Origin of the sequence: Hornefia butyriciproducens (genome assembly GCF_009695915.1) — a bacterium.
Classification (GTDB): Bacteria; Bacillota; Clostridia; order Peptostreptococcales; family Anaerovoracaceae; genus Aminicella; species Aminicella butyriciproducens.
This window is the reverse complement of the sequence record NZ_VUMZ01000008.1, coordinates 16,218-36,387: the sequence shown is the minus strand read 5'-3', so window position 1 is coordinate 36,387 and position 20,170 is coordinate 16,218. Positions and strand designations below refer to the sequence as shown.

18 protein-coding genes are annotated in these 20,170 nt (G+C 52.8%); 14 read left to right on the top strand and 4 right to left on the bottom strand.

What is annotated here, in order from left to right:
* The first annotated feature begins 38 nt into the window (after window positions 1–38).
* The 4 genes from FYJ64_RS08700 (at window position 39) to FYJ64_RS08685 (ending at window position 3,961) form a co-directional block, all read left to right on the top strand.
* The gene (locus FYJ64_RS08700) at window positions 39–1,331 is read left to right on the top strand and encodes an MFS transporter (RefSeq protein WP_154574768.1); all 1,293 of its coding nucleotides are present in this window, start codon (window positions 39–41) and stop codon (window positions 1,329–1,331) included.
* Between the two features lie 293 nt (window positions 1,332–1,624).
* The gene (locus FYJ64_RS08695) at window positions 1,625–2,170 is read left to right on the top strand and encodes a glutathione peroxidase (RefSeq protein WP_154574767.1); all 546 of its coding nucleotides are present in this window, start codon (window positions 1,625–1,627) and stop codon (window positions 2,168–2,170) included.
* Window positions 2,171–2,196: 26 nt separating this feature from the next.
* Window positions 2,197–2,748, top strand: coding sequence for a MarR family winged helix-turn-helix transcriptional regulator (locus tag FYJ64_RS08690; protein ID WP_321073260.1), 552 nt, complete (start codon window positions 2,197–2,199; stop codon window positions 2,746–2,748).
* Between the two features lie 61 nt (window positions 2,749–2,809).
* On the top strand, window positions 2,810–3,961 hold the full coding sequence (locus FYJ64_RS08685; protein WP_235897159.1) for a cation diffusion facilitator family transporter: 1,152 nt from the start codon (window positions 2,810–2,812) through the stop codon (window positions 3,959–3,961).
* Between the two features lie 58 nt (window positions 3,962–4,019).
* Here the strand turns inward: FYJ64_RS08685 and FYJ64_RS08680 are convergent, their stop codons facing one another.
* Complete coding sequence (locus FYJ64_RS08680; RefSeq protein ID WP_154574766.1) at window positions 4,020–4,403, bottom strand: DUF488 domain-containing protein; 384 nt, start codon at window positions 4,401–4,403, stop codon at window positions 4,020–4,022.
* A gap of 37 nt (window positions 4,404–4,440) precedes the next feature.
* Window positions 4,441–6,135, bottom strand: a complete 1,695-nt coding sequence (locus tag FYJ64_RS08675) for a hypothetical protein (RefSeq protein WP_154574765.1) — start codon at window positions 6,133–6,135, stop codon at window positions 4,441–4,443.
* A gap of 405 nt (window positions 6,136–6,540) precedes the next feature.
* Between FYJ64_RS08675 and FYJ64_RS08670 the strand changes: the two genes are divergently transcribed.
* The 4 genes from FYJ64_RS08670 to FYJ64_RS08655 all read left to right on the top strand — a co-directional run bounded on the left by FYJ64_RS08670 (window position 6,541) and on the right by FYJ64_RS08655 (window position 10,815).
* On the top strand, window positions 6,541–7,698 hold the full coding sequence (locus FYJ64_RS08670; protein WP_154574764.1) for a CynX/NimT family MFS transporter: 1,158 nt from the start codon (window positions 6,541–6,543) through the stop codon (window positions 7,696–7,698).
* Window positions 7,699–7,758: 60 nt separating this feature from the next.
* Window positions 7,759–9,030 (top strand): dynamin family protein, encoded by a 1,272-nt coding sequence (locus FYJ64_RS08665; RefSeq protein WP_154574763.1) that lies wholly within the window; start codon window positions 7,759–7,761, stop codon window positions 9,028–9,030.
* A 42-nt stretch (window positions 9,031–9,072) separates the two neighbouring features.
* Window positions 9,073–9,630 carry a TetR-like C-terminal domain-containing protein gene (locus tag FYJ64_RS08660; protein WP_154574762.1) on the top strand — a complete coding sequence of 186 codons (558 nt, stop codon included), beginning with the start codon at window positions 9,073–9,075 and terminating at the stop codon, window positions 9,628–9,630.
* 126 nt (window positions 9,631–9,756) lie between these two features.
* Window positions 9,757–10,815, top strand: coding sequence for a radical SAM/SPASM domain-containing protein (locus FYJ64_RS08655; protein WP_154574761.1), 1,059 nt, complete (start codon window positions 9,757–9,759; stop codon window positions 10,813–10,815).
* Window positions 10,816–10,901: 86 nt separating this feature from the next.
* Here FYJ64_RS08655 and FYJ64_RS08650 read toward each other — a convergent pair whose 3' ends face one another.
* A complete protein-coding gene (locus FYJ64_RS08650) occupies window positions 10,902–11,312 on the bottom strand; it encodes a C-GCAxxG-C-C family protein (RefSeq protein ID WP_154574760.1) in 411 nt (136 codons plus the stop codon).
* A 142-nt stretch (window positions 11,313–11,454) separates the two neighbouring features.
* Here FYJ64_RS08650 and FYJ64_RS08645 point away from each other — a divergent pair, with 142 nt between their 5' ends.
* On the top strand, window positions 11,455–12,573 hold the full coding sequence (locus FYJ64_RS08645) for a HutD/Ves family protein (RefSeq protein WP_154574759.1): 1,119 nt from the start codon (window positions 11,455–11,457) through the stop codon (window positions 12,571–12,573).
* 167 nt (window positions 12,574–12,740) lie between these two features.
* On the opposite strand, the gene mscL is transcribed toward FYJ64_RS08645, so the two are convergent.
* Entirely contained in the window at window positions 12,741–13,160 is a 420-nt protein-coding gene (mscL, locus tag FYJ64_RS08640) for a large conductance mechanosensitive channel protein MscL (protein ID WP_154574758.1), read from the bottom strand.
* 456 nt (window positions 13,161–13,616) lie between these two features.
* Here mscL and FYJ64_RS08635 point away from each other — a divergent pair, with 456 nt between their 5' ends.
* The 5 genes from FYJ64_RS08635 to FYJ64_RS08615 all read left to right on the top strand — a co-directional run bounded on the left by FYJ64_RS08635 (window position 13,617) and on the right by FYJ64_RS08615 (window position 20,152).
* On the top strand, window positions 13,617–15,209 hold the full coding sequence (locus FYJ64_RS08635) for a CTP synthase (RefSeq protein WP_154574757.1): 1,593 nt from the start codon (window positions 13,617–13,619) through the stop codon (window positions 15,207–15,209).
* Window positions 15,210–15,420: 211 nt separating this feature from the next.
* Window positions 15,421–16,098, top strand: a complete 678-nt coding sequence (locus tag FYJ64_RS08630; RefSeq protein WP_154574756.1) for a winged helix-turn-helix domain-containing protein — start codon at window positions 15,421–15,423, stop codon at window positions 16,096–16,098.
* Window positions 16,095–17,444: a sensor histidine kinase gene (locus FYJ64_RS08625; RefSeq protein WP_154574755.1), complete on the top strand. Its 1,350-nt coding sequence runs from the start codon at window positions 16,095–16,097 to the stop codon at window positions 17,442–17,444. Before FYJ64_RS08630 ends, FYJ64_RS08625 begins: the two co-directional genes overlap by 4 nt.
* Window positions 17,445–17,496: 52 nt before the next feature.
* Entirely contained in the window at window positions 17,497–18,684 is a 1,188-nt protein-coding gene (locus tag FYJ64_RS08620; protein WP_154574754.1) for a THUMP domain-containing class I SAM-dependent RNA methyltransferase, read from the top strand.
* Entirely contained in the window at window positions 18,668–20,152 is a 1,485-nt protein-coding gene (locus tag FYJ64_RS08615; RefSeq protein ID WP_154574753.1) for an aminotransferase-like domain-containing protein, read from the top strand. Before FYJ64_RS08620 ends, FYJ64_RS08615 begins: the two co-directional genes overlap by 17 nt.
* Window positions 20,153–20,170: the final 18 nt, after the last annotated feature.

Genomic DNA, 20,170 nt, shown 5'->3' with positions numbered 1-20,170 from the left:
AGTCGTTGTTGTTTCGAAGAAAAGTAGATGGTGAAATTATGGGTAACACTACGAATTTAAAAAACGAAGGTAAATTCTTTTACGGGTGGTGGATCGTTATCGGGTGTACGGTCATTATGGCTGTTCTTTTCGCAGCGATTATAAATACTTTTTCGCTGTATGTTCTCCCTGTAACCACCGGATTGAATATCGACAGATCAGAATTTACGTATCTGTATTCTATCATGACTTTTGCATCAATGATCGGAAATCCGATATTCGGTATGCTGGTAAAGAAAATGAAGATACGTGTCATGGTGACGGGTTCCGTGCTCCTCGCATTCCTCGGTGAATTAATGCTGTCTCAGGCAAATGGACTGGGCATGATTTATCTGGCCGGTGTAATACTGGGAATTGCACTTTCCGGTGGGGCAACCATCCCGGTTTCGGTTCTGATTACGAACTGGTTTGAAGAAAAGCGCGGTCTCTGTATGGGAATTGCAATGGCGGGAAGCGGCGTTGGAGGTATGATCCTGACGCCGATCGTGACATGGCTTCTCGCTGCATATGGGTGGAGAACCGCATATCTGATAGTCGGAATTATCATCCTGGTCTGTATTGTACCGTTCTCTGCATTCGTATTCCGGCTTCATCCGGAGGAAAAAGGACTGAAGCCATATGGATCGGACAGCATAGAAGGAAGCCGGTCTGAAGAGAAGAAGCCGGTAAGCGGGCTTTCTTATGCTGAGACACTGAAAAAACCGCGGTTCTGGCTGCTCTGCATCACCATTGTCCTGGTGGCGATCGTGATTAACGCAATAGTTGTCAATCTCGTTCCGCTGCTGACAGATATGGGAGCGCCGGGAAAAGCCATCACGGCCAGTGTCTCCCTTGCAGGAATGTTTATCATTATCGGCAAAATCGTTTCCGGTCGAGTATTTGATAAACTTGGAATTACAGCGGGCATCATTTTGCTGATGGCGTGCACCACGGTGCAGTTCCTGTTCCTCTATCGCCCCACATCGAGCATGTTCTGTATGCTGTTCATCGGATTTCACGGACTGGGAGCACCGGCCGCAAATCTTCTCCCGGCCATTGTGATCGGACCGTTGTTTGGTGACCGCGATTATGCGGCCAAGTATGGAATCACATCTCTGTGTGCGGCTTTAGGAGCAGCGTTGTCCTCCTTTGTAGCGGGAGTTTTGTACAACTCGTCACACGGATATGTTTCCCTTATCACGTTCTCGCTGGTGCTGTCGGTTATCTGCTTCGCGCTGTTTATGATGATCATTAAAACGTCGCCGCAAATGGAGGCAGAGGAAGAGTCTTCGGCACAGTCTGAAGTAATTTAAATGATGTTCGCTGACTGAGCTTGCAGCGAATATACAGAAGAAACTCATACAAATCAGGTCCTCTTTGCAGAATAAAATCGCCAGAGGGACCTGATTTTGTCGTAGAAAATAAATCTCAAAAAAATTAAAAACCCCCTTGCAAAATGAAAAATATTTGATAAAATATATTTGTACAAAATAAAAGAGTAGACAACGCAACGCCGGGCGAACCGATGAACCGGCGAATGGAGAAAAGCAACGGAACAAGCGCCGGCCTATAAGAGGCAGGCAGGAAACAGAAGGAGGAAGACAGAATGAGTATATATGATTACAGTGTGGAAAAGCCGAACGGAGAGCAGCAGGCTCTCGCAGATTACAAAGGGAAGGTTATGCTGATCGTCAACACAGCGACAGGATGTGGATTCACGCCGCAGTACGAGGATCTGGAAGCGAAGCACCGCGATCTTCACGAGAGGGGCCTGGAAATCATCGATATCCCGTGCAACCAGTTTGCCGGACAGACGCCGGGGACCGATGAGGAGATCCACCAGTTCTGCACACTTCACTATAACACGGAATTTCCGCAGATGAAGAAGGCGGAGGTGAACGGTGAGAATGAATTACCGCTGTATCGTTATTTGAAGGAGCAGAAGGGGTTTGAGGGATTCGGTCACGGACCGAAGGCGCTGGCGATGAGCGCAATGCTGAAGAAAATCGACAAGAATTATAAAGATAATCCGGACATCAAGTGGAATTTTACGAAATTCCTGATAGACCGCGAAGGAAATGTGGTTGCGCGGTTTGAACCCACCGCCAAGATGCAGGATGTCCGGCAGGCGGTAGAGGAGCTGCTGAGATGAACGCTGACCGTAAACGGGAGACGTTGATGACAAAGGATACAACTGCCGACGGCGCGCGGACGCTTGCGAAAAATGCTGAAACCGTGGAAACCACGGGGGCTGCGGAGAATGTGAGAACCGCCAATATGGACAACACCGGCGATACTGTCGATCCGGACGATGCACTGAAGCTTGAGAATCAGCTTTGTTTCCCGCTCTACGCCGCCGCCCGGAGTGTGGTCAGCGCCTACACTCCGCTGCTGAAACCGCTGGGGCTGACCTACACGCAGTATATCGTAATGATGGCACTGTGGGAGAGGGACGATGTCACTGTGGGGGAACTGGGAAAACGACTGCGTCTGGATAACGGAACCCTGACGCCTCTGCTGAAGAAGATGGAAAAAGCCGGACTGGTGGAGCGGAACCGGAGTGCGGAGGATGAACGGCGCGTCAAGATCACCCTGACGGACAAGGGCCGCGATATGAAGAACGGGGCGGGCAGGGTTCCCGCCGAAATGAGGCAGTGCATGCCGGCGGATTTTACGCCGGAGGATGCACGGACGCTGTATGCTCTGTTATATAAATTACTGGGAGATTAATAATGAAAACGGCGGCGTCCCCGTAAAGGGAGCGCCGTCGTTTGCCGGGGAGGCGTAATATATGGGAAATTCAGAGAATAAAGTTCCGCAGAATCTTATGGAGAAAAAAGAGGATCGGGACAGAATCATCGTCCGCACAAGTGTGATCGGGATACTGGCGAATGTGTTTCTGGCGGCGTTCAAGGCTGCGGCGGGAATCATGTCGAATTCCATCGCGATTCTTCTGGATGCGGTGAACAATCTGTCCGACGCATTGTCATCGGTCATTACGATCGTGGGAACAAAACTGGCGTCTAAGGATCCGGACAAGAAGCATCCACTCGGATACGGCAGGATTGAGTATCTCAGCGCCATGATCGTGTCGGCAATCGTGCTGTACGCCGGAATCACTTCAGCTGTGGAGTCTGTCCGCAAGATCATCCATCCGGTGAAGGCGGAATATACGATGGTTTCGCTGATTATCATCGTAGTGGCGGTTCTTGTGAAGCTGATACTGGGGAGCTATGTAAAGAAAAAGGGGAAGGATGCGAAATCCGGAGCTCTGACCGCTTCCGGTGCGGATGCACAGTTCGATGCGGTTCTGTCCCTTTCTGTTCTTTTGTCCGCACTCCTGTATATCGCGACGGGAGTGTCGCTGGAGGCGTGGGTAGGCGCTGTTATTTCCGCAGTGATTATCAAGGCCGGCGTCGAGATGATGATCGATACGCTGAACGACATTCTGGGGAAGCGGGCGGATCCCGAGACCACAGTCAGGATCAAACGCCTGCTGTCGGAGGAGCCGGAGGTGCGCGGCGCATACGATCTGTTTCTGAATAATTACGGACCGGATAAAAATTACGGTTCGGTGCATCTGGAGCTTCCGGACACGATGACGGTGGAGGAGGTGGATGTACTGACCCGCAGGGTTCAGGAGAAAATCTATTCGGAGACCGGAGTCATCCTGACCGGCGTGGGGGTATATTCCTATAATACCGGAGATAACGAGGCGGCCGGGATTCGCAACCGTGTAATGGAGACGGTTCTGTCCCACGACTGGGCGCTGCAGCTTCATGGATTTTTCGTGGACATGGAGAATAAAGAGATGCGCTTTGATGTGGTGATGAGCTTCGAAATCGACCGACAGGAGGGAGTAGAGACATTAACGGAAGAAATCCGGAAGCTTTATCCGGATTTCCGTGTGAGCATTGTTTCAGATGTGGATGTATCGGACTGATTCCCGCGGCGTCAGTTCACAAAGACTGAGTCTTCGATGATATCCCGGAGTGGACCCGTCAACCCTGTTCCCGCTGTGCGGAGAGACTTTCCTGCAGCCAGCGCCGGAGTGCCAGCGCATGGTTGCAGGCCGGATCCTTCGCCGCATACAGAAGAGTGATGTTTTCGTGAAGAAGTGTTTCGCTGCAGAGACGGACGAAATCCGGAGCATCCGGATTTTCGTCCAGCTCCTGGCAGTATCGGTCGCAGAATTCCCGGAATTTCTCAGGATCGTGACCGAACCATTTACGCAGTTCGCCTGTCGGCGCAATTTTTTTTGCCCACAAATCGAGCCCGGCGGCCTCTTTTTTTACGCCTCGGGGCCAGAGACGGTCCACCAGCACGCGGAAGCCGTCGCCGGGCTCCGGAGCATCATATATTCGTTTACATAAAATCTCATTCATCCGGCAGTATCTCCCTTCTGAAACGGTTCAGCAGACGTCAGTTATTTTCAATGAAATCCAGCAGATCCTGCGCGGAGGTCTGGATCCCGGCGCGATCCTCCGGATCCCGTCCCAGTCTTGTATACACCTCTCCGACAAAGACGCCTGTATCTGCGAGACACCGGAACACATCATCGATGATTCCGCGGCAGATTTCCTGCTGCTGCATGGGACCGAAGGGATTGGCGAAATAGGTCTCGGAGAATCCGGTTTCCTGCGTGGTCCCCTTGGCCATGCGCCTGCCCCGGATAAAGATTTCCTTGGCTTCCTCGATGTCCTCGATCCGACGCATTCCGGTCATGTCGTCGTAATTGTTGGCGTAGACGAACAGATCTACCGGGTGCAGATCGGTGATGACCGAATAGGGCGCTGCCGGTGTGATGACTCTGGCGTTAGACTGGTCCGGATTGAAGAAAATCGAACGGTTCATATCCCGGTACGGGGTTCCCGGATCCAGATCGTCCAGCCGGACGAAAGCGCCGGTTTCCGTTCCCTGTGCATAGACTCTGCCATCTCGGATCTGAAAGCTTCCCATATCGTCGAAGACGATTTCGATGTTCTTGATTTTGTCACTGCCCAGGTTTTTCAGGGCTTCGATGGTTTCTGACTTCCCAGCGCCGGAATCGCCCATGAGACAGATGCCCTTCTTTTTGTCGTTCTCCAGTGTGATGTTGACGAACGCACCGTGGATGGGCAGCCGTCCGCGCTGCATCATCGCGACGTTGTGCAGGGTGAGAACGGTTTTCTTCATGTATCCGAAGTAGGAGATTTTGTCACTGTAAGAAACGCTGCCGACCCAGAGATCTTCTTCGGTATCGTGATAGAAGGTGCACTTGTCTTTGTTGTCGCGGTTCCCGAAAATCAGGATGCAGTCCGGCTTGCGGGAGGCTTCCTCCTGTGTGGCGATTTCAAACAGATTGGCGCAGCTGACGCCGTTCGACATGAAATCACGGTGGAAATAGATGAATATGGTCAGTGTTCCCACCTTGGCCGGGAAACAGAAGTAGATATCCGGATTTCCTTCGAAGGTCGTGATGGGATTGACGGAGACTTCCTCAAAGGGCCATTCCCGTTTGTTTGATTTCGGGTGAAGGATCATCGGCGTCCGCATCATGACCGAGTCGATGAACAGCACGTTTTTCAGCACGGCGTATCTGTCGCTGAGCCGGAAGGAATCGTGCCGGTAGCAGGCCAGACTGGCGTTCGTGCCTGCGTTCTGCTGACGGAAAACCTTGTTCGGGCGGCCCATCAGAGTCTGCTCGATGCGGCGGAATGTGTTGATGATCAGGTGGTTGAAGGCGGAGTCGTTTGACACAAAGGCCGTGGATTCCGCGTCGCCTCTGCGGTTCGTCGTCACGGAATAGCGCTCCAGAGTTCTCCAGTAATCGTAAAGGCGCTCTACGAATTCCAGCGCGGTTTCGCGGTTCCGGACCAGAGAGGAATCCGCCTCGTCGATGTCGAAGACCAGCAGCTCCCGTGCGGTTTTGCTGATGTTTTCCACTGCGGCATCCTCGTTCCCGTCGGGACAGGCCCAGGCACAGAGCTTTTCGTCTTTTTTCTGCAGTTTGCGCAGAAACTGGCGAACCACCGCCTGAAATTCGGCGGATTTGATCAGATTGGATTTTGTTTCAGGGTAGGACAGATCGAAGTTCATGATGACTTCGCTGTCTGTGAGGTACAGTTTTTCTTTCATTTTATTATCCTCCAGAACAGATTGGCGCTGCCGCCCGGCTGTTGTTTGATTAATGTGTGCTCAGGGGCGCTGCTTCTGAATTATTGTCTTGTGTCTCGTTGACTTGTCTGTCGGCGCGTCAGTTCCCGTTAAGTTCGACGCGGGCTTAACGCACAGATGTTGATTATAGATATCATACTATATCCCGCGTTTTTTTTAAAGGATTTATTCGCAGTTCCTGTGCGTCTCGGGGACAATCGTGTGCCGGCCTTGCAGAATGTTTCGCAAACGATCTTGCAGCCGATTCTGCGGGTCAATCCCGAGACGGTTTTACGGCTGGACTTGCGGCCGCCCCGGTCTGTGATATAATGAAGAACAGCGAAAATAACGGAATGAAAACATTCCTGTAAGCAGGAGGAAGTTTAATTGGAAAAGATTCGGACGACGGTTTCCGTCGCTGCGGTGATTCTGATCGCCTGCTGCCTGCGCGCGCCTTTCACGGGTACAGGTTCGATTGTCGGCATGATTCAGGAGGAACTTAGTCTGAGCAGCGGCAGCGCCGGGCTTCTGACCAGTATTCCTCTGCTTACATTTGGACTTTTGTCTGCATGCATGGGTCTGATTGGAAGAAAATACGGCGCCGGCCGCGTCATGGTGACGGGCGCCGGACTGATGATTGCGGGGATTCTGATTCGATCGTTCCTCGGAACAGCCGGGCTGTTTGCCGGAACCGTGATTCTGGGTGGAGGTATCGTAATCGGTAATGTGCTGGTGCCTGCCGTGGTAAAAGATTTTTTTCCGGAGCGCAGCGGCGAGATGACCGGTATATACACTACGGTAATGTCGGTGATGTCCGGGATCGCGGGAGGCGTCAGTGTACCACTGGCAGAATGCGCAGGCTGGAGAACGGCTCTTGCGGTATGGGCGGCTCCTGCCGTACTTGCAATGATGTCTTGGATCCCATGTCGGAGGATGCGTCTTTGCGAGGGGGCGCGGAGCAGCACATTTTCTGCGGTGCTGCGCTCTCCTGTAGCCTGGGCGGCAGGTGTGTATATGGGGCTGCAGTCTCTGATATTCTATTCCTTTGTTGCCTGGTTCGCGACGATTCTGCAGAGCCGCGGATACAGTCTGGATGCGGCAGGGCTCTACAACTCGCTGTATCTGTTTACCGGTCTGCTCGGATCATTTGCGGCACCTGTCATTGCGGAGCGATGTGCGAACAAAGTGCGGTTCGGCGGGTTTCTCGGAATCCTTTACGGCACCGGGATGCTGTTTCTCATTTTCGGAACCGGAGCTGCCGGAGTCTGGATGGTGATTCTGTTCTGCGGATTTTGTCAGGGCGCATGCTTCAGCTATTCCATGCTGATGTTTGTGTTTCATACGGAAAGTGCATCGGCAGCTTCGCTGATGTCCGGGTTCGGACAGTCGGTCGGATACCTGATCGCCTGTGTCGGACCTGTTCTGTTCGGAGCGGTTTATGATGCGGCCGGCAGATGGGAGCCCGCGATGTGGATCATGCTGGCGGTCTGCGGGGTGCTGACCGTTCTGGGGGCGTACATCGGACAGGAAAAATATGTAGGATAGCATTCTGAGGTGAAAGATGATATAATATCGAATAGATTTTTCGAGAGACGAGGGAGTGGAATGTTAGAAAAACCAATCAGAGAAATGACGACGCGGGAGAAAGCCGCTCAGGCGTACAGGCTTTTGTCGGAGGACGAAGCGGTTCGGGGACAGGCCCGGGCTGCGCGGACTCTCCTGGAGAAACTGGAGGATCAGGATATGACGGTGGCCGTTGTCGGCCAGTTCAAGAGAGGCAAAAGCGCACTCTCTAACCGCATCCTTGGAGAAGATGTGCTGCCGGTGGGAATTGTACCCATTACCAGCGCAGTCACCCGCGTGAAATACGGAGAGCGGCGGGCAGAGGTCCGCTACGAGAACGGGATATGTGAAGAGATCCCTGAGTCTGACCTGCATCGTTTCATCAGCGAGCAGGAGAACCGGAACAACGAGCTTGGGGTTGCGGAGGTCGTGCTTCAGGCGCCATCCGGCTTTCTGAAGAGCGGACTGACCTTTGTAGATACGCCGGGCGTGGGATCCTTTCACAAAAACAACACTGAGGTGGCCTACGACCACATGAAGGAAAGCGATGCGGTGATTTTTCTTCTGTCGGTGGACAGCCCAATCAATCAGATTGAGATCGACTTTCTGCGGAACACCAGAAATTTCGCGGCCCGGTTCTATTTCGCAGTCAACAAAATCGATACCGTGAGTCCGGCGGAACTCGGGGAGTACCTGAAGTACTGTGAGAGCGTTCTGGAGCAGCTGATGGGTGAGAAGGAGATTCGGATATTTCCGGTGAGCGCCCGGACCGGAGAAGGCGTGGAGGAACTGAAGGCGGTGATTCAGGCTGATCTGGGAGAGCAGGCCCGCTCGATTATGGAAATGTCCACGGCCAAGAAACTGATTGATGTGATCGACCGGGCCGTGGAACAGCTGGACTTTTACTGGAAAGCCATGAATATGGAGTATAAAGAGCTGGACCGGCGGTTCGAGGAAATCGAAAAGACGATGACGGACATCCGTGCCAGAGCCGCTGCGTGCGAAGGCGGGTTTCATCTTCATCTTAATGAATACAAGATGGAGCTTTCCCGGAGGGTAAAAGAGCTTTTCGGAATGGAATATCATTATGATATCGATATGCTGAAGTTGGGGATCCTGGACATGGATCGACAGACTTTTGTGCAGAAAACAGAAGAACTCTGCAGCGATCTGAAGCAGACGCTGGATCGTATTCTGCTCTACCGGGAGGAAAACGCCTATACGGTATGTCACAGGATCAACGCCATCAACCGACTGCTCCGGGAGCTTCGGCGTATCCGTGACAGCCTGGCGCAGGATCTGAGTCAGACATAGGCAAGGTATAATACACATGCGAGTTGAAGGGGGAGGTAACCCATGTCACTTCTGACAGAAAAAGCCCTGGCGGCGTCACTGAAAAAGCTGCTGGAAAAGAAAACCCTGAATAAAATTACCGTGCGGGATATTACAGATGACTGTGGAGTCAATCGCCAGACATTCTACTATCATTTCCATGACGTTTACGATCTGGTGGAATGGATCTTCACGCAGGAGGCGCAGAAGTATCTGTCGGACGGCATCGACGCAAAGAACTGGCGAGAAGTAATTTCAGACCTGATGGACGGACTCCTGGAGGAAAAATCCTTTGTCATGAACGCATATTATTCCCTGAACAGGAGACAGCTGGAGGAATTCATGCAGAAACTGGCCAGACCCGCGATCAGCGATCTGGTGAGGCAGGTTGAGGGCACGCGGATCATCAGCGAGGAGGATCTGGAATTTGTGATCGATATCGCGACCTTCAGTCTTGTAGGCATCATCACGGAATGGGTAGCCGGAGGGATGAAGCCGGAGTACAAAGAAAAGCTGGACCGGCTGTTTGTACTGCTGGACGGCACGCTGGAGGGAATGCTCGACAGAGTCGCGAAACGGTGAAATATTGTACATTTGCCGCCGGCTGTCCTGTTTTGCGGCAGGCGGAAGAAAATTGTCTATTGAAAGCTGTATCAGAGGGCACTATGCTGAAAAACAGAAACGTATTTTTTAAGGAGAAGGATAAAAATGAGTGCAGTTGGAAATGAAATCAAGAAACTGGGGCTGATGAAGGCCTATGAGTTTCTGGACAGGAATCCGGAGGCGAATCTTCCCAAGCTTCTGGACTGGTTTGATACATATGCGCCGAAGGACGTGCTTTCCGTGCAGAGGGACGTCATCAGGGATATCGTGACCCGGAAGGACGGGAACTGGTATAATCTGCTGATCAGTCTGTGGAGTGATATCGACGACGATGTGCGGAAAACGATTTTTGAGAATATGCTGATCAACGCCAATGCGCTTGCGGCGCCGCAGGCGAATGAAAACAGAGAAAAATACGGATGCAACATTCCCTGGGTCATCGCGCTGAACATCAACGGGAGCGGCGACAGCCGGTATCTGGACTTCGACGAATGGGACGATGTGATCGAACAGGCTAAGGCTCTCGGAACCTTCATGTTTTTCATTGAGGGCGAAGAACCGCTGAAATATCCTGAGGAAATCATCGCCCTGTGCAATAAGCATTATGAGTGTGAATTTCTGATGTTTACGGACGGTATGGGGATTACAGAGGAATTCGCTGATGAAATGCTGCGTGTGAAAAATCTGATCGTCGCTGTGGAGGTCTCCGGTACGCCGGAGGATCAGAAACTGGCTGAGACTGCGGGAATCCTTCATCGTAAGAAACTTCCGTACTGTGTGTCCTGCACTTATGATGAAGAGAGCCAGGACCGGTTTGACCGGGAGGAGTTTTTCGACAAAATGATCGAAAACGGCGTCAAGCTGTGTCTCTTCTTTTCTGCCGCACCGGCCGGAAAGGACCGCGTCTATGACCGGATTGTGGAGTACCGTAAACAGAAACCGATTATGACGATCAATTTCTGCAAGGATTCCACCATTACCGGGGGCTGTGTCGCCGGCGGAAGATATTACTGCAGCATCAGCGCCACCGGCGATGTGGAGGCGTGTTTCTTCTATCGGGAATCTGACAGCAATGTGAGAGAGAAGAGTCTGGTGGAGTGTCTTCAGTCGCCGCTGTTTATGAAATTTCACGATAAAAATGTTCAGTGCGTGCTGAACCGGTAGGCGGCAGGAACAGATGCGGCGACCGGAGGGAGATCCTCGGGTCGCCGCGTTTCTTTGTTATCTGATTGTTTATGGACTCCGGCCCTCTATGCCTCGATGCCCAGCAGGAGACGGTCCAGAATCTCTACGGCGTCCTGAATGCAGCCGTCGCAGCTGCGGAGAGGTTCGCCGGTGTCCACGCCTTTCAGCTGCCGGCAGACAATGGACTTGTTTTTGTTCAGGAAAGCCTCTGTCGCTTCCTTCATCATCTGGTAGCATTCACGTTTGGTTTGCGGGTGATCCATATCTCCGTCGGAAATTTTCATTCCGATTACCATGGCCATCGCGCTGACCGCGCCGCAGGTGCCCATGCTGCCCATGCCGAGTCCGAAGGGTTCTGCAATCCGGAACACCTGTCTCGGGTCAGTGCCCATAACATTGCAGTAGGAGCAGGCGACGGCCTGCGCACAGTTGAAGCCCTGTTTGTGAAGCCTTACGGCGAGTTCTTTTCTGTTCATATAGCGTATTCTCCTTTGTCTTTGGATGACCGGCGGAAACCGGACGGTTTCAGTATACCGCAGCAAAGCACGGATTGCAAGGATACGGCGCTGTATGATATAATCAGTGCATATAGAAATTAACATTGAGGATGTGTGAATCATGAAGTATCAGGTGTTGAAAACAGAGGATTTCAGAACTTCCCGCTGGACCGGCGGAACGACGACGCAGCTGGCGATATGGCCGCAGGACAGCGAATATCTGGAGCGCAATTTTGTCTGGAGACTGTCAACGGCCACCTGCGAAAAGGAAGAGTCGGTATTCTCCAGGCTGCCGGATTTCAACCGGATTCTGGTGGTGCTGTCCGGCAGTGTGGTTCTGGCTCATGAGAATGTCCGGTCTGCCCGGCTGCGGGAACTGGAGCAGGACGCCTTTGACGGCGCTTACAGAACAAAGAGCTTCGGGGCGATCACCGACTATAATCTGATGGTGCGCAAGGGGAACGAAGGCAGTGTGGAGGTTATAGCGCTTTCTGAGGAGAACCGGACGCTGACCGTGGAGGACAAAGAACAGTACGCCATGGGAACGCAGGCGTTCTATTGCAGGGACGGATACGCAACTGTCGATATCAGCGGAACGATGGTAATGCTGAAGGAGGGAGAACAGCTGGTAATCGATTATGACCGGCGGGAGTCTCTGCGTCTGTCCGTTATGGGAGAGGGACATCTGATCCGGTGCAGTATCTGGTATAATTACGAGGAAGGAAGTTTCGGACCGACCCGGATCGAAAAAAAACCGGCGACGGCAGAGGATTTCCGCCAGTGTGTATTTATCGCCAACACACAATACCGCTTCTCAAAGTATACGAATAAACGACTGAAGAGCGTGTGGTATGATGAGGAACTGCAGAAGGGTATCCGTGCAGTCAACCGGTTTGCTATCGCGGACATTGTGTTTTTCGCAGGAATTGCTCTGGTGGGTTTTCTGGGAGCGGGACGCTTTCATTCGCCTATTCTCTGGGTTGCGGCATTCGTTGCCTGGTTCCTGCTGTATTCTCTGCTGGTGGCGCCGGCCGTATATTTTCTTGCGGTGCCTAAGCCGGTCGCAGCGCATATAAAGGATGTCAGCAAGCTGACGCCCTATGAGAGAGAGCTGAGGGAAAAACAGATGAATACCAATGAACGCGTGACCAGAATTCTGAACAAATATAAATTCAGCGGGACTGCGGAATACGATGAAGACGGGAACCGGCTGGATGACCTCAGCAGTAAAAAATTCTGAAAACATTTGCGAACAAACTGAAACAAAAAAGCGCTTCCGCGGCAGACCGGATTTACAGCCGAAGACCGGGAAGCAAGGGCAGTCCGGAACCTGCCGGAGAAACGGTGTATACGCTCCGGCGTAGTTCGGACTCGTCGGTTGCCGGAACGCAGATTCCGGATCGGAACTCAGGCGGTTTCTGCACTAAGCTCGGAGGTGCAGTGGGGGCATCTGGTGGCGTCTGCCGGAATTTCGCTCTTGCAGTAGGGGCAGATTCTGGTTGCAGGCGCAGCTTCTTCCTCCGGCGCTTTCCGGAGGCTGCTGAGCTTGTTCAGAGCGCGGATGATGCAGAAAAGGACCAGAGCGATGAGAATAAAGTTGATCACCGCCATGATGAAATTTCCGTATGCAAAGTGCACATCGCCGATGTCGGCGGTCAGACGGGAGAAATCCTTTCCAACGACCAGACCCAGCAGAGGGTTCAGAATGTCGCTGACCAGCGAGTTGACGATTGCAGTGAATGCACCGCCGATGATGATACCGACAGCCATGTCCATTACATTGCCCTGCATGGCAAATTCTTTAAATTCCTTTAAAAATGTTTTCATTAAATTTCCTCCTGTTCTGAATACAGTAACTTCAATCGGCCCTGTTCCGGTGATAACCGGATAATCGTACGAGCTTCGGAAAATCCGAAGACCGGAGCGCGGGCGTCAGATGTCTGCCGGCGCACCCTTTCCATTGGATTGCTGTGCGCCGCGGCGTCTCCGACATCACTTATTGTATACTATACATTGTTTTTCTGAAAAAAGAAAGAACTTTTAGTGCCTGCCGAATCGAAACCTGTCTGAAAACCTGTCGGAAATTTTTGCTGAAAGAGAGAAAAATTCGTGGATTTTTGCTCCGGGCTGTTGTATAATATCTCCGTAATATTTTTTGCAGAAAATACAAGGACAGGATGGCGAGGCGAGAGTCGGCGGGATCTTATATCTCCTACTCACTCCTCAGGGCTTTCCGCCTTGTTTTTTGTTTTTAAGGACCAGAAACTGACGGAGGAGTTGAGTATGAAAAAGTATATTTTTGTTACCGGAGGCGTTGTCTCGGGATTGGGAAAGGGAATCACTGCGGCGTCCCTGGGCCGGCTGCTGAAATCCAGAGGACTGAAAGTGGCCGCGCAGAAACTGGATCCCTACATCAACATTGATCCCGGCACTATGAGCCCGTACCAGCACGGCGAGGTCTTTGTGACAGAGGACGGTGCGGAGACTGACCTGGATCTTGGGCATTATGAACGGTTTATCGATGAGAATCTGAACCGGTTCAGCAATCTCACAACGGGCAAGGTGTACTGGAACGTTCTGAACAAAGAACGCAACGGCGATTTTCTTGGGAGCACGGTGCAGGTGATTCCGCATATCACTGATGAGATTAAATCGTTTATTTACGAAGTGGGACGCCATTCTGATGCAGATGTCATCATCACGGAGATCGGAGGAACCGTCGGAGATATTGAAAGTCAGCCGTTTCTGGAAGCAATCCGCCAGGTATCTCTGGAGGTCGGCAGGGAAAATTCGCTGTTTATTCATGTGACGCTGGTGCCGTATCTGCAGAGCTCCGGTGAACACAAATCCAAGCCTACGCAGCATTCGGTCAAGGAACTCCGAAGTCTGGGAATCTCTCCGGACATTATCGTGCTCCGCGCCAACGAGACCATCGATCAGTCGATCGTGGAAAAAATTTCGCTGTTCTGTAACGTAAAAAAGGACTGTGTGATCCAGAATATCACATTGCCGGTGCTCTACGAAGCGCCGGTTATGCTGGAGCGCTCCCGGTTCAGCTGGATCGTATGCCGCGAGCTGGGAATCAACGCAGGTCCCTGCGAGATGGAGGACTGGATGAGAATGCTCGACCGTGTGCACAACCGGGAGAAAGAAGTTCGTATCGGGCTGATCGGAAAGTATGTCAAACTTCATGACGCATATCTGTCCGTGGCGGAGGCGCTTCGGCACGGCGGGTATGAAAACGGGGCGAAGGTGGAAATAGAATGGATTGAAGCGGAAAGTGTGACGGAGGAGACGGCAGGAAAACTCCTGGGTGCGCTGGACGGGATTCTGGTGCCGGGAGGCTTCGGAGACCGGGGGATCGAAGGCAAGATTCAGGCGGCAAAGTATGCCAGAGAAAATGACATTCCCTATCTCGGAATCTGTCTCGGCATGCAGACTGCGGTCATTGAATTCGCCCGCGATGTGCTGGGATACAAAGACGCCGACTCAGGTGAATTCGCGCCCGGAGGCGCGCATAATGTCATCGATCTGATGCCGGACCAGCAGGGGAATATCCCCAAGGGCGGAACTATGCGGCTGGGTGCCTACCCGTGTGCGGTCGGTGAGGGTACGAAACTGCGTGAGGCCTATGGAAAGGCGGAGATCGCGGAGAGACACCGGCACCGTTACGAATTCAACAATCTCTATCGGGAGGAGATGACAAAGGCGGGGATGGTGATTTCCGGAACCTCTCCCGACGGCAGACTGGTGGAGGCAGTGGAGCTTCCGGATCGGAAATTCTTTGTGGCTGTTCAGTATCATCCGGAATTCAAATCCCGCCCCAACGACGCACACCCTCTGTTCCGCGAGTTCATCCGGGCGGCGCTGAAGTAGCGGACGCGTATGTCCTGCCGCGGCGCTGAAGCAGCGAGTGTATGCTCGGCTGCATCGCTGAAACAGCGAGCGTGTATGTCCTGACGCTGCGCCGCGGCGGCTGTGCTTCACATGCAGCTGATGTTTACATGGATTTTACATCAATTTTACATCGGAAAGATGGCTTTTTTCCTGATATCATAGTACACTTGTGGCAGGAAGGATGGAAACTATGATTTATCTTGTAGAAGATGATGGGAGCATCAGGGAACTGGTGACCTATACTTTAACAAATGAAGGGTTTGAAGCCCGCGGCTTCAGCCGTCCCTCGGAATTCTGGAAGGGGCTGGAGGAAGAAACGCCGGATCTCATTTTGTTAGATATCATGCTCCCGGAGGAGAGTGGTCTTGACATGCTGAAAAAACTCCGGGCGCTGCCCCGCACCGCGAAAGTGCCGATCATGATGCTGACGGCCCGGGGCACGGAATATGACAAGGTTATCGGACTGGACTACGGAGCGGACGACTATCTGCCCAAGCCCTTCGGAATGATGGAACTGATCGCGAGGATCAAGGCGCTTCTCCGGCGGACACAGCCCTCTACGGGGGATGAGGAATATACGGCCGGCGATATTTCTGTTTCCCTGGCGCGCCATACGGTGACGGTGAAGGGACGGGATGTTGTGCTGACCCGGAAGGAGTTTGAACTTCTGGAACTTCTGGTAGAGAATAAAGGCATCGTGTTTACCCGGGATCAGCTGCTGACGAAGATCTGGGGCTACGCCTTTGACGGCGAGAGCCGAACGGTGGATGTCCATATCCGTTCTCTGCGGCAGAAACTGGGCGAAGCGGGACATCAGATTCAGACGGTACGCGGGATCGGATATCGCATGGAGGACACGGCGAAATGAGGAACCGGATTTTTTACGGGATTTTCAGCGTGGCTCTGCTGGTGCTGGTTGCCAGTATGGTCCTGATTTTCAGTGCGCTCTATACACAGTATTCCAAGGAATATGAGAAGAGTCTGCAGAACGAGGCGTACCTGGTGGCTGCGGCCATACGGCACACCGGATCGGGATATTTTTCCGACCTGAAGGTGGATAAGCGATATCGGATCACATATATCGCCAAATCGGGGAAGGTCATCTACGATACAAGCGTCGATGCGTCCAAGCTGCCGAACCATGCATCGCGTCCGGAGGTGAAGGAGGCGATGAAAACGGGATATGGATCGAACACCCGATATTCCAAGACGCTTTCCGAGAAGACTTCATACAGCGCGGTGCGGTTGGAGGATGGAAGCGTGCTGCGCGTGTCCATCACTCAGTTTACGCTGCTTACGCTGTTGCTGCGGCTGATGAAACCGATTCTTCTGGTGCTGCTTTTGACGATTATGATATCGCTGCTTCTGGCGTCGCGGATTTCTCGCCGTATTGTTAAGCCGATTAACGAGATCAATCTGGATGCTCCGACAGAGAATATGACATATCCGGAGCTGGAGCCGCTGCTTGTCCGCATAGAAGAGCAGAATGACATGCTGAATCAGAGAATTGACAAGCTGCGGGGGGATGTGGATGAGAAAACGCGGGAAGCGGAGTTCCGGAAGGAATTTACCGCAAATGTTTCGCATGAATTGAAAACGCCTCTGACTTCGATTTCCGGATTTGCCGAGATCATGAAAAACGGAATCGTCCGTCCTGAGGATGTGGGGAAGTTTGCCGGCCGCATTTATGAGGAAGCGCAGAGGCTGATCGTTCTGGTGGACGATATTATCAAGCTTTCTCAGTTGGATGAGAATCAGATTACGGCGAAGAAGGAACGGCTGGATCTTTACGGTGTCGCGGAGGAGGTGCTGTATACGCTGGACGCTGCCGCGAAGGGGATGGACGTGAAGGTGGATCTCAGCGGAAAACACGTCCATGTGGACGGCGTCTACCAGATTATAGAAGAAATCGTTTACAACCTGTGTGATAATGCGATAAAATACAATAAGAAGGGCGGGACGGTCCGGGTTTCCACCGGGATCACGGAGGGCCGGCCGTATATCTGCGTGAAGGACACGGGCATCGGAATCCCGCAGGAGGATCTGGACCGGGTGTTCGAGCGGTTTTATCGCGTGAACAAAAGTCACTCCAAGGAGATCGGCGGCACCGGACTTGGCCTTTCAATCGTAAGGCACGGTGTCGCGTACCATAACGCGGATATCCGGATCCGGAGCAAGCTGGGAGAAGGAACTGAGATCACCGTGCTGTTCTGACCGGCCGCGGAGGCTGTGCCTCCGCATTCTGAAGGATACGCGGAGATGTGTGATGAGACTGAAACTGATTGCGACGGCGACATTCGGCCTGGAAGCCGTCGTGAAGAGAGAAATACAGGCGTTGGGATATGACATCATCAGTACAGAAAACGGTCATGTCATGTTCTGGGGAGACGAGCGGGCGATCGCGCGGTGCAACCTCTGGCTGCGCTGTGCAGATCGGCTGCTTCTTTTGATGGGCGAATTCAGCGCCGTTACGTTCGAGGAACTCTTTCAGCAGACCGGCGGCCTGCCCTGGGAACAGCTGATTCCGCCGGACGGGAGGTTCACGGTGATCGGAACGTCGGTGAAATCCCAGCTCCACAGTGTCCCCGCCTGCCAGAGCATCGTCAAGAAGGCAATCGCACAGCGTCTTGGAGAATTTTACTGTATGGAACAGCTGCCGGAGACGGGAGCGGAATATCGGATAAAGATCGGAATGATGAAGGACCGGGCACAGCTGACGGTGGATACCAGCGGTATCGGACTTCATAAGAGAGGTTACAGGACCTCGGACGTGGCAGCCCCCATCAAGGAGACACTGGCAGCGGCACTGATTCAGCTTTCTTTCTGGAATCCGGAAAGAATTCTGGCGGATCCCTGCTGCGGCTCCGGAACGATTCCCATCGAGGCTGCACTTATCGGGAGGAATATCGCGCCGGGACTTTCCAGGGAATTTGCTTCAGAGGGCTGGGAACTGATTCGGCCCGAGATTTGGAAGGAAGAGCGGAGAGAGGCATTTAAGGCAATTCGCAGCGATGTGAGCCTGAAGATCCTGGCAGGGGATATCGATCGGAGAGCGATCGCCGCCGCCAGGGCGAACGCGGAGGAAGCCGGGGTGGACGACTGTATTGTTTTTCGTCATATGGATGTGGCGCGGCTGCAGTGTGATGATGAGGGCGGTGTCATGATCACTAATCCGCCCTATGGACGGAGAATCGGAGACGACCGCGAGATCCGAAGGATCTATAGGGCGCTCCGGGCGTTCTTCCGGACACGTCCGACTTGGTCTTTGTTCCTCATCACTGCGGACAAATCTGTGGAGAGAAATCTTTTCGGAAGGAAGGCGGACCGTCGGCGGAAACTCTTCAACGGGCGTATGGAGGTCTGCTATTATCAGTTCCACGGGAAGAAACCGGAGAAAACCTCCCGGTATAGTCCGGAAGAAAGGCGGGGAGAATACCTTGAGGATCGAGATTAATAAAAAGAGAAAAATTCCTCTTTATCTTCAGATTGAAAGTCAGCTGAAGCGCATGATTCTCGCAGGGAATATCCCGGATGGGGCGGTGCTGCCGTCGGAACGGAAGCTGGCGGCGCAGCTGGGGGTTCACCGGAACACGGTAATACGAGCCTATGCGGATCTGAAGGACATGGGTCTCGTGCGTTCGGACCGCGGGAAGGGTTATGCGGTCTGTTACAGCCTTCCGGAGGATCGCCCGCTGACGGCGGAGGAGCAGCGGTCGGTGAACTGGAGTCATGTGATCAAGGATGAATATCTGGACATGGAGGAACTCTACGACGATATTTTCCAGCGCTTCTCAACGGGGAAGGGAATATCGCTTTCGGCGGGGATGCCCCCTTTTGTCTACCCGGAGGAGGAGATCGCGGATGATATTGTCGCGATTATGAATGAAAGTCAGCTGCTTCCGGCCTACCTGGCGACGTATCAGGGGGACGGCGAGCTGCTGCGGCGTCTGCAGGATTATGTGCGTACAAAGGGTATCGAGGCGGGACTTCGCCAGATTCAGGTTCTGAAGGAAACCAATCAGGCGCTGGATTATATCATCACCGCAATGACAGAGCCGGGAGACTGCGTATTCATCGAGGAACCCTGCTCGCCAGACGTGTATAGGATGATCGCACTGTCTGGCTGTGATTTTTTTACGGTTCCTGTGGATCTGGACGGCATGGTGGTGGAACAGCTGGAGCCTCTGATTGCAACAAAGAAGCCGAAGTTTATTTATGTGAATTCCAGTTATCAGGATCCGACGGGGAATATTCTGAGTCTGGAACGCCGACGGAAACTGCTGGAGCTTTCCAACCGGTACAGGATCCCGATTGTGGAAGATGATGCGGGATCCGAGATGTATTTCGAGGATCGGCCTACTCCGCCGATCAAATCGATGGATCACTGTAATAATGTGATTTACATTTATTCCTTTTCGCTGACCTTCGTTCCCGGAATGACGCTGGCCTTTGTCGTCGCAGATGAAAAGCTGGTGCGTGCCTTGAGTTATCTGGTTTCCATTCACATCGTCTCTATCGGGTGGATCACACAGAAACTGCTGGCGCGTAATCTGGAAAACGGGACTTATCAGAGGAAATGCAGAGAAATTGCGGATCACAGCCGCAGGAACCGGGATATCATGTGCGCCATGCTTGACCGTCTCTCCGATATCGGCGTCCGGTATGTCAAGCCCAGAGGGGGCGTCTATATCTGGGTCAAACTGCCTCCGGGACTCAGCGGGCGAAGAGTGGCGGAGGAGGCGTCCCGCTTCGATGTCGCTGTCGTTCCCGGTGAGGTGTTCTATCCGACCAGGAAAGACGGGAAAGAGTTCATCCGACTGAATTACTCCTACGAATCTGTGGAATGGCTTACGGAAGGAATGAACCGCCTGGTACGGGTCATCAAAAAAACATATAAAGAAATTTCCGAAGAAAAACCATGATTTTCAATGGTTTGAAGC

What these genes read in the sequence shown, in the direction of transcription:
- FYJ64_RS08620 (WP_154574754.1), top strand. Translation starts at nt 17,497, where the DNA reads ATGAGACTGAAACTGATTGCGACGGCGACATTCGGCCTGGAAGCCGTC.
- FYJ64_RS08625 (WP_154574755.1), top strand. Translation starts at nt 16,095, where the DNA reads ATGAGGAACCGGATTTTTTACGGGATTTTCAGCGTGGCTCTGCTGGTG.
- FYJ64_RS08655 (WP_154574761.1), top strand. Translation starts at nt 9,757, where the DNA reads ATGAGTGCAGTTGGAAATGAAATCAAGAAACTGGGGCTGATGAAGGCC.
- FYJ64_RS08660 (WP_154574762.1), top strand. Translation starts at nt 9,073, where the DNA reads ATGTCACTTCTGACAGAAAAAGCCCTGGCGGCGTCACTGAAAAAGCTG.
- mscL (WP_154574758.1), bottom strand. Translation starts at nt 13,160, where the DNA reads ATGAAAACATTTTTAAAGGAATTTAAAGAATTTGCCATGCAGGGCAAT.
- FYJ64_RS08680 (WP_154574766.1), bottom strand. Translation starts at nt 4,403, where the DNA reads ATGAATGAGATTTTATGTAAACGAATATATGATGCTCCGGAGCCCGGC.
- FYJ64_RS08675 (WP_154574765.1), bottom strand. Translation starts at nt 6,135, where the DNA reads ATGAAAGAAAAACTGTACCTCACAGACAGCGAAGTCATCATGAACTTC.
- FYJ64_RS08665 (WP_154574763.1), top strand. Translation starts at nt 7,759, where the DNA reads ATGTTAGAAAAACCAATCAGAGAAATGACGACGCGGGAGAAAGCCGCT.
- FYJ64_RS08630 (WP_154574756.1), top strand. Translation starts at nt 15,421, where the DNA reads ATGATTTATCTTGTAGAAGATGATGGGAGCATCAGGGAACTGGTGACC.
- FYJ64_RS08685 (WP_235897159.1), top strand. Translation starts at nt 2,810, where the DNA reads ATGGGAAATTCAGAGAATAAAGTTCCGCAGAATCTTATGGAGAAAAAA.
- FYJ64_RS08645 (WP_154574759.1), top strand. Translation starts at nt 11,455, where the DNA reads ATGAAGTATCAGGTGTTGAAAACAGAGGATTTCAGAACTTCCCGCTGG.
- FYJ64_RS08690 (WP_321073260.1), top strand. Translation starts at nt 2,197, where the DNA reads ATGACAAAGGATACAACTGCCGACGGCGCGCGGACGCTTGCGAAAAAT.
- FYJ64_RS08695 (WP_154574767.1), top strand. Translation starts at nt 1,625, where the DNA reads ATGAGTATATATGATTACAGTGTGGAAAAGCCGAACGGAGAGCAGCAG.
- FYJ64_RS08635 (WP_154574757.1), top strand. Translation starts at nt 13,617, where the DNA reads ATGAAAAAGTATATTTTTGTTACCGGAGGCGTTGTCTCGGGATTGGGA.
- FYJ64_RS08650 (WP_154574760.1), bottom strand. Translation starts at nt 11,312, where the DNA reads ATGAACAGAAAAGAACTCGCCGTAAGGCTTCACAAACAGGGCTTCAAC.
- FYJ64_RS08700 (WP_154574768.1), top strand. Translation starts at nt 39, where the DNA reads ATGGGTAACACTACGAATTTAAAAAACGAAGGTAAATTCTTTTACGGG.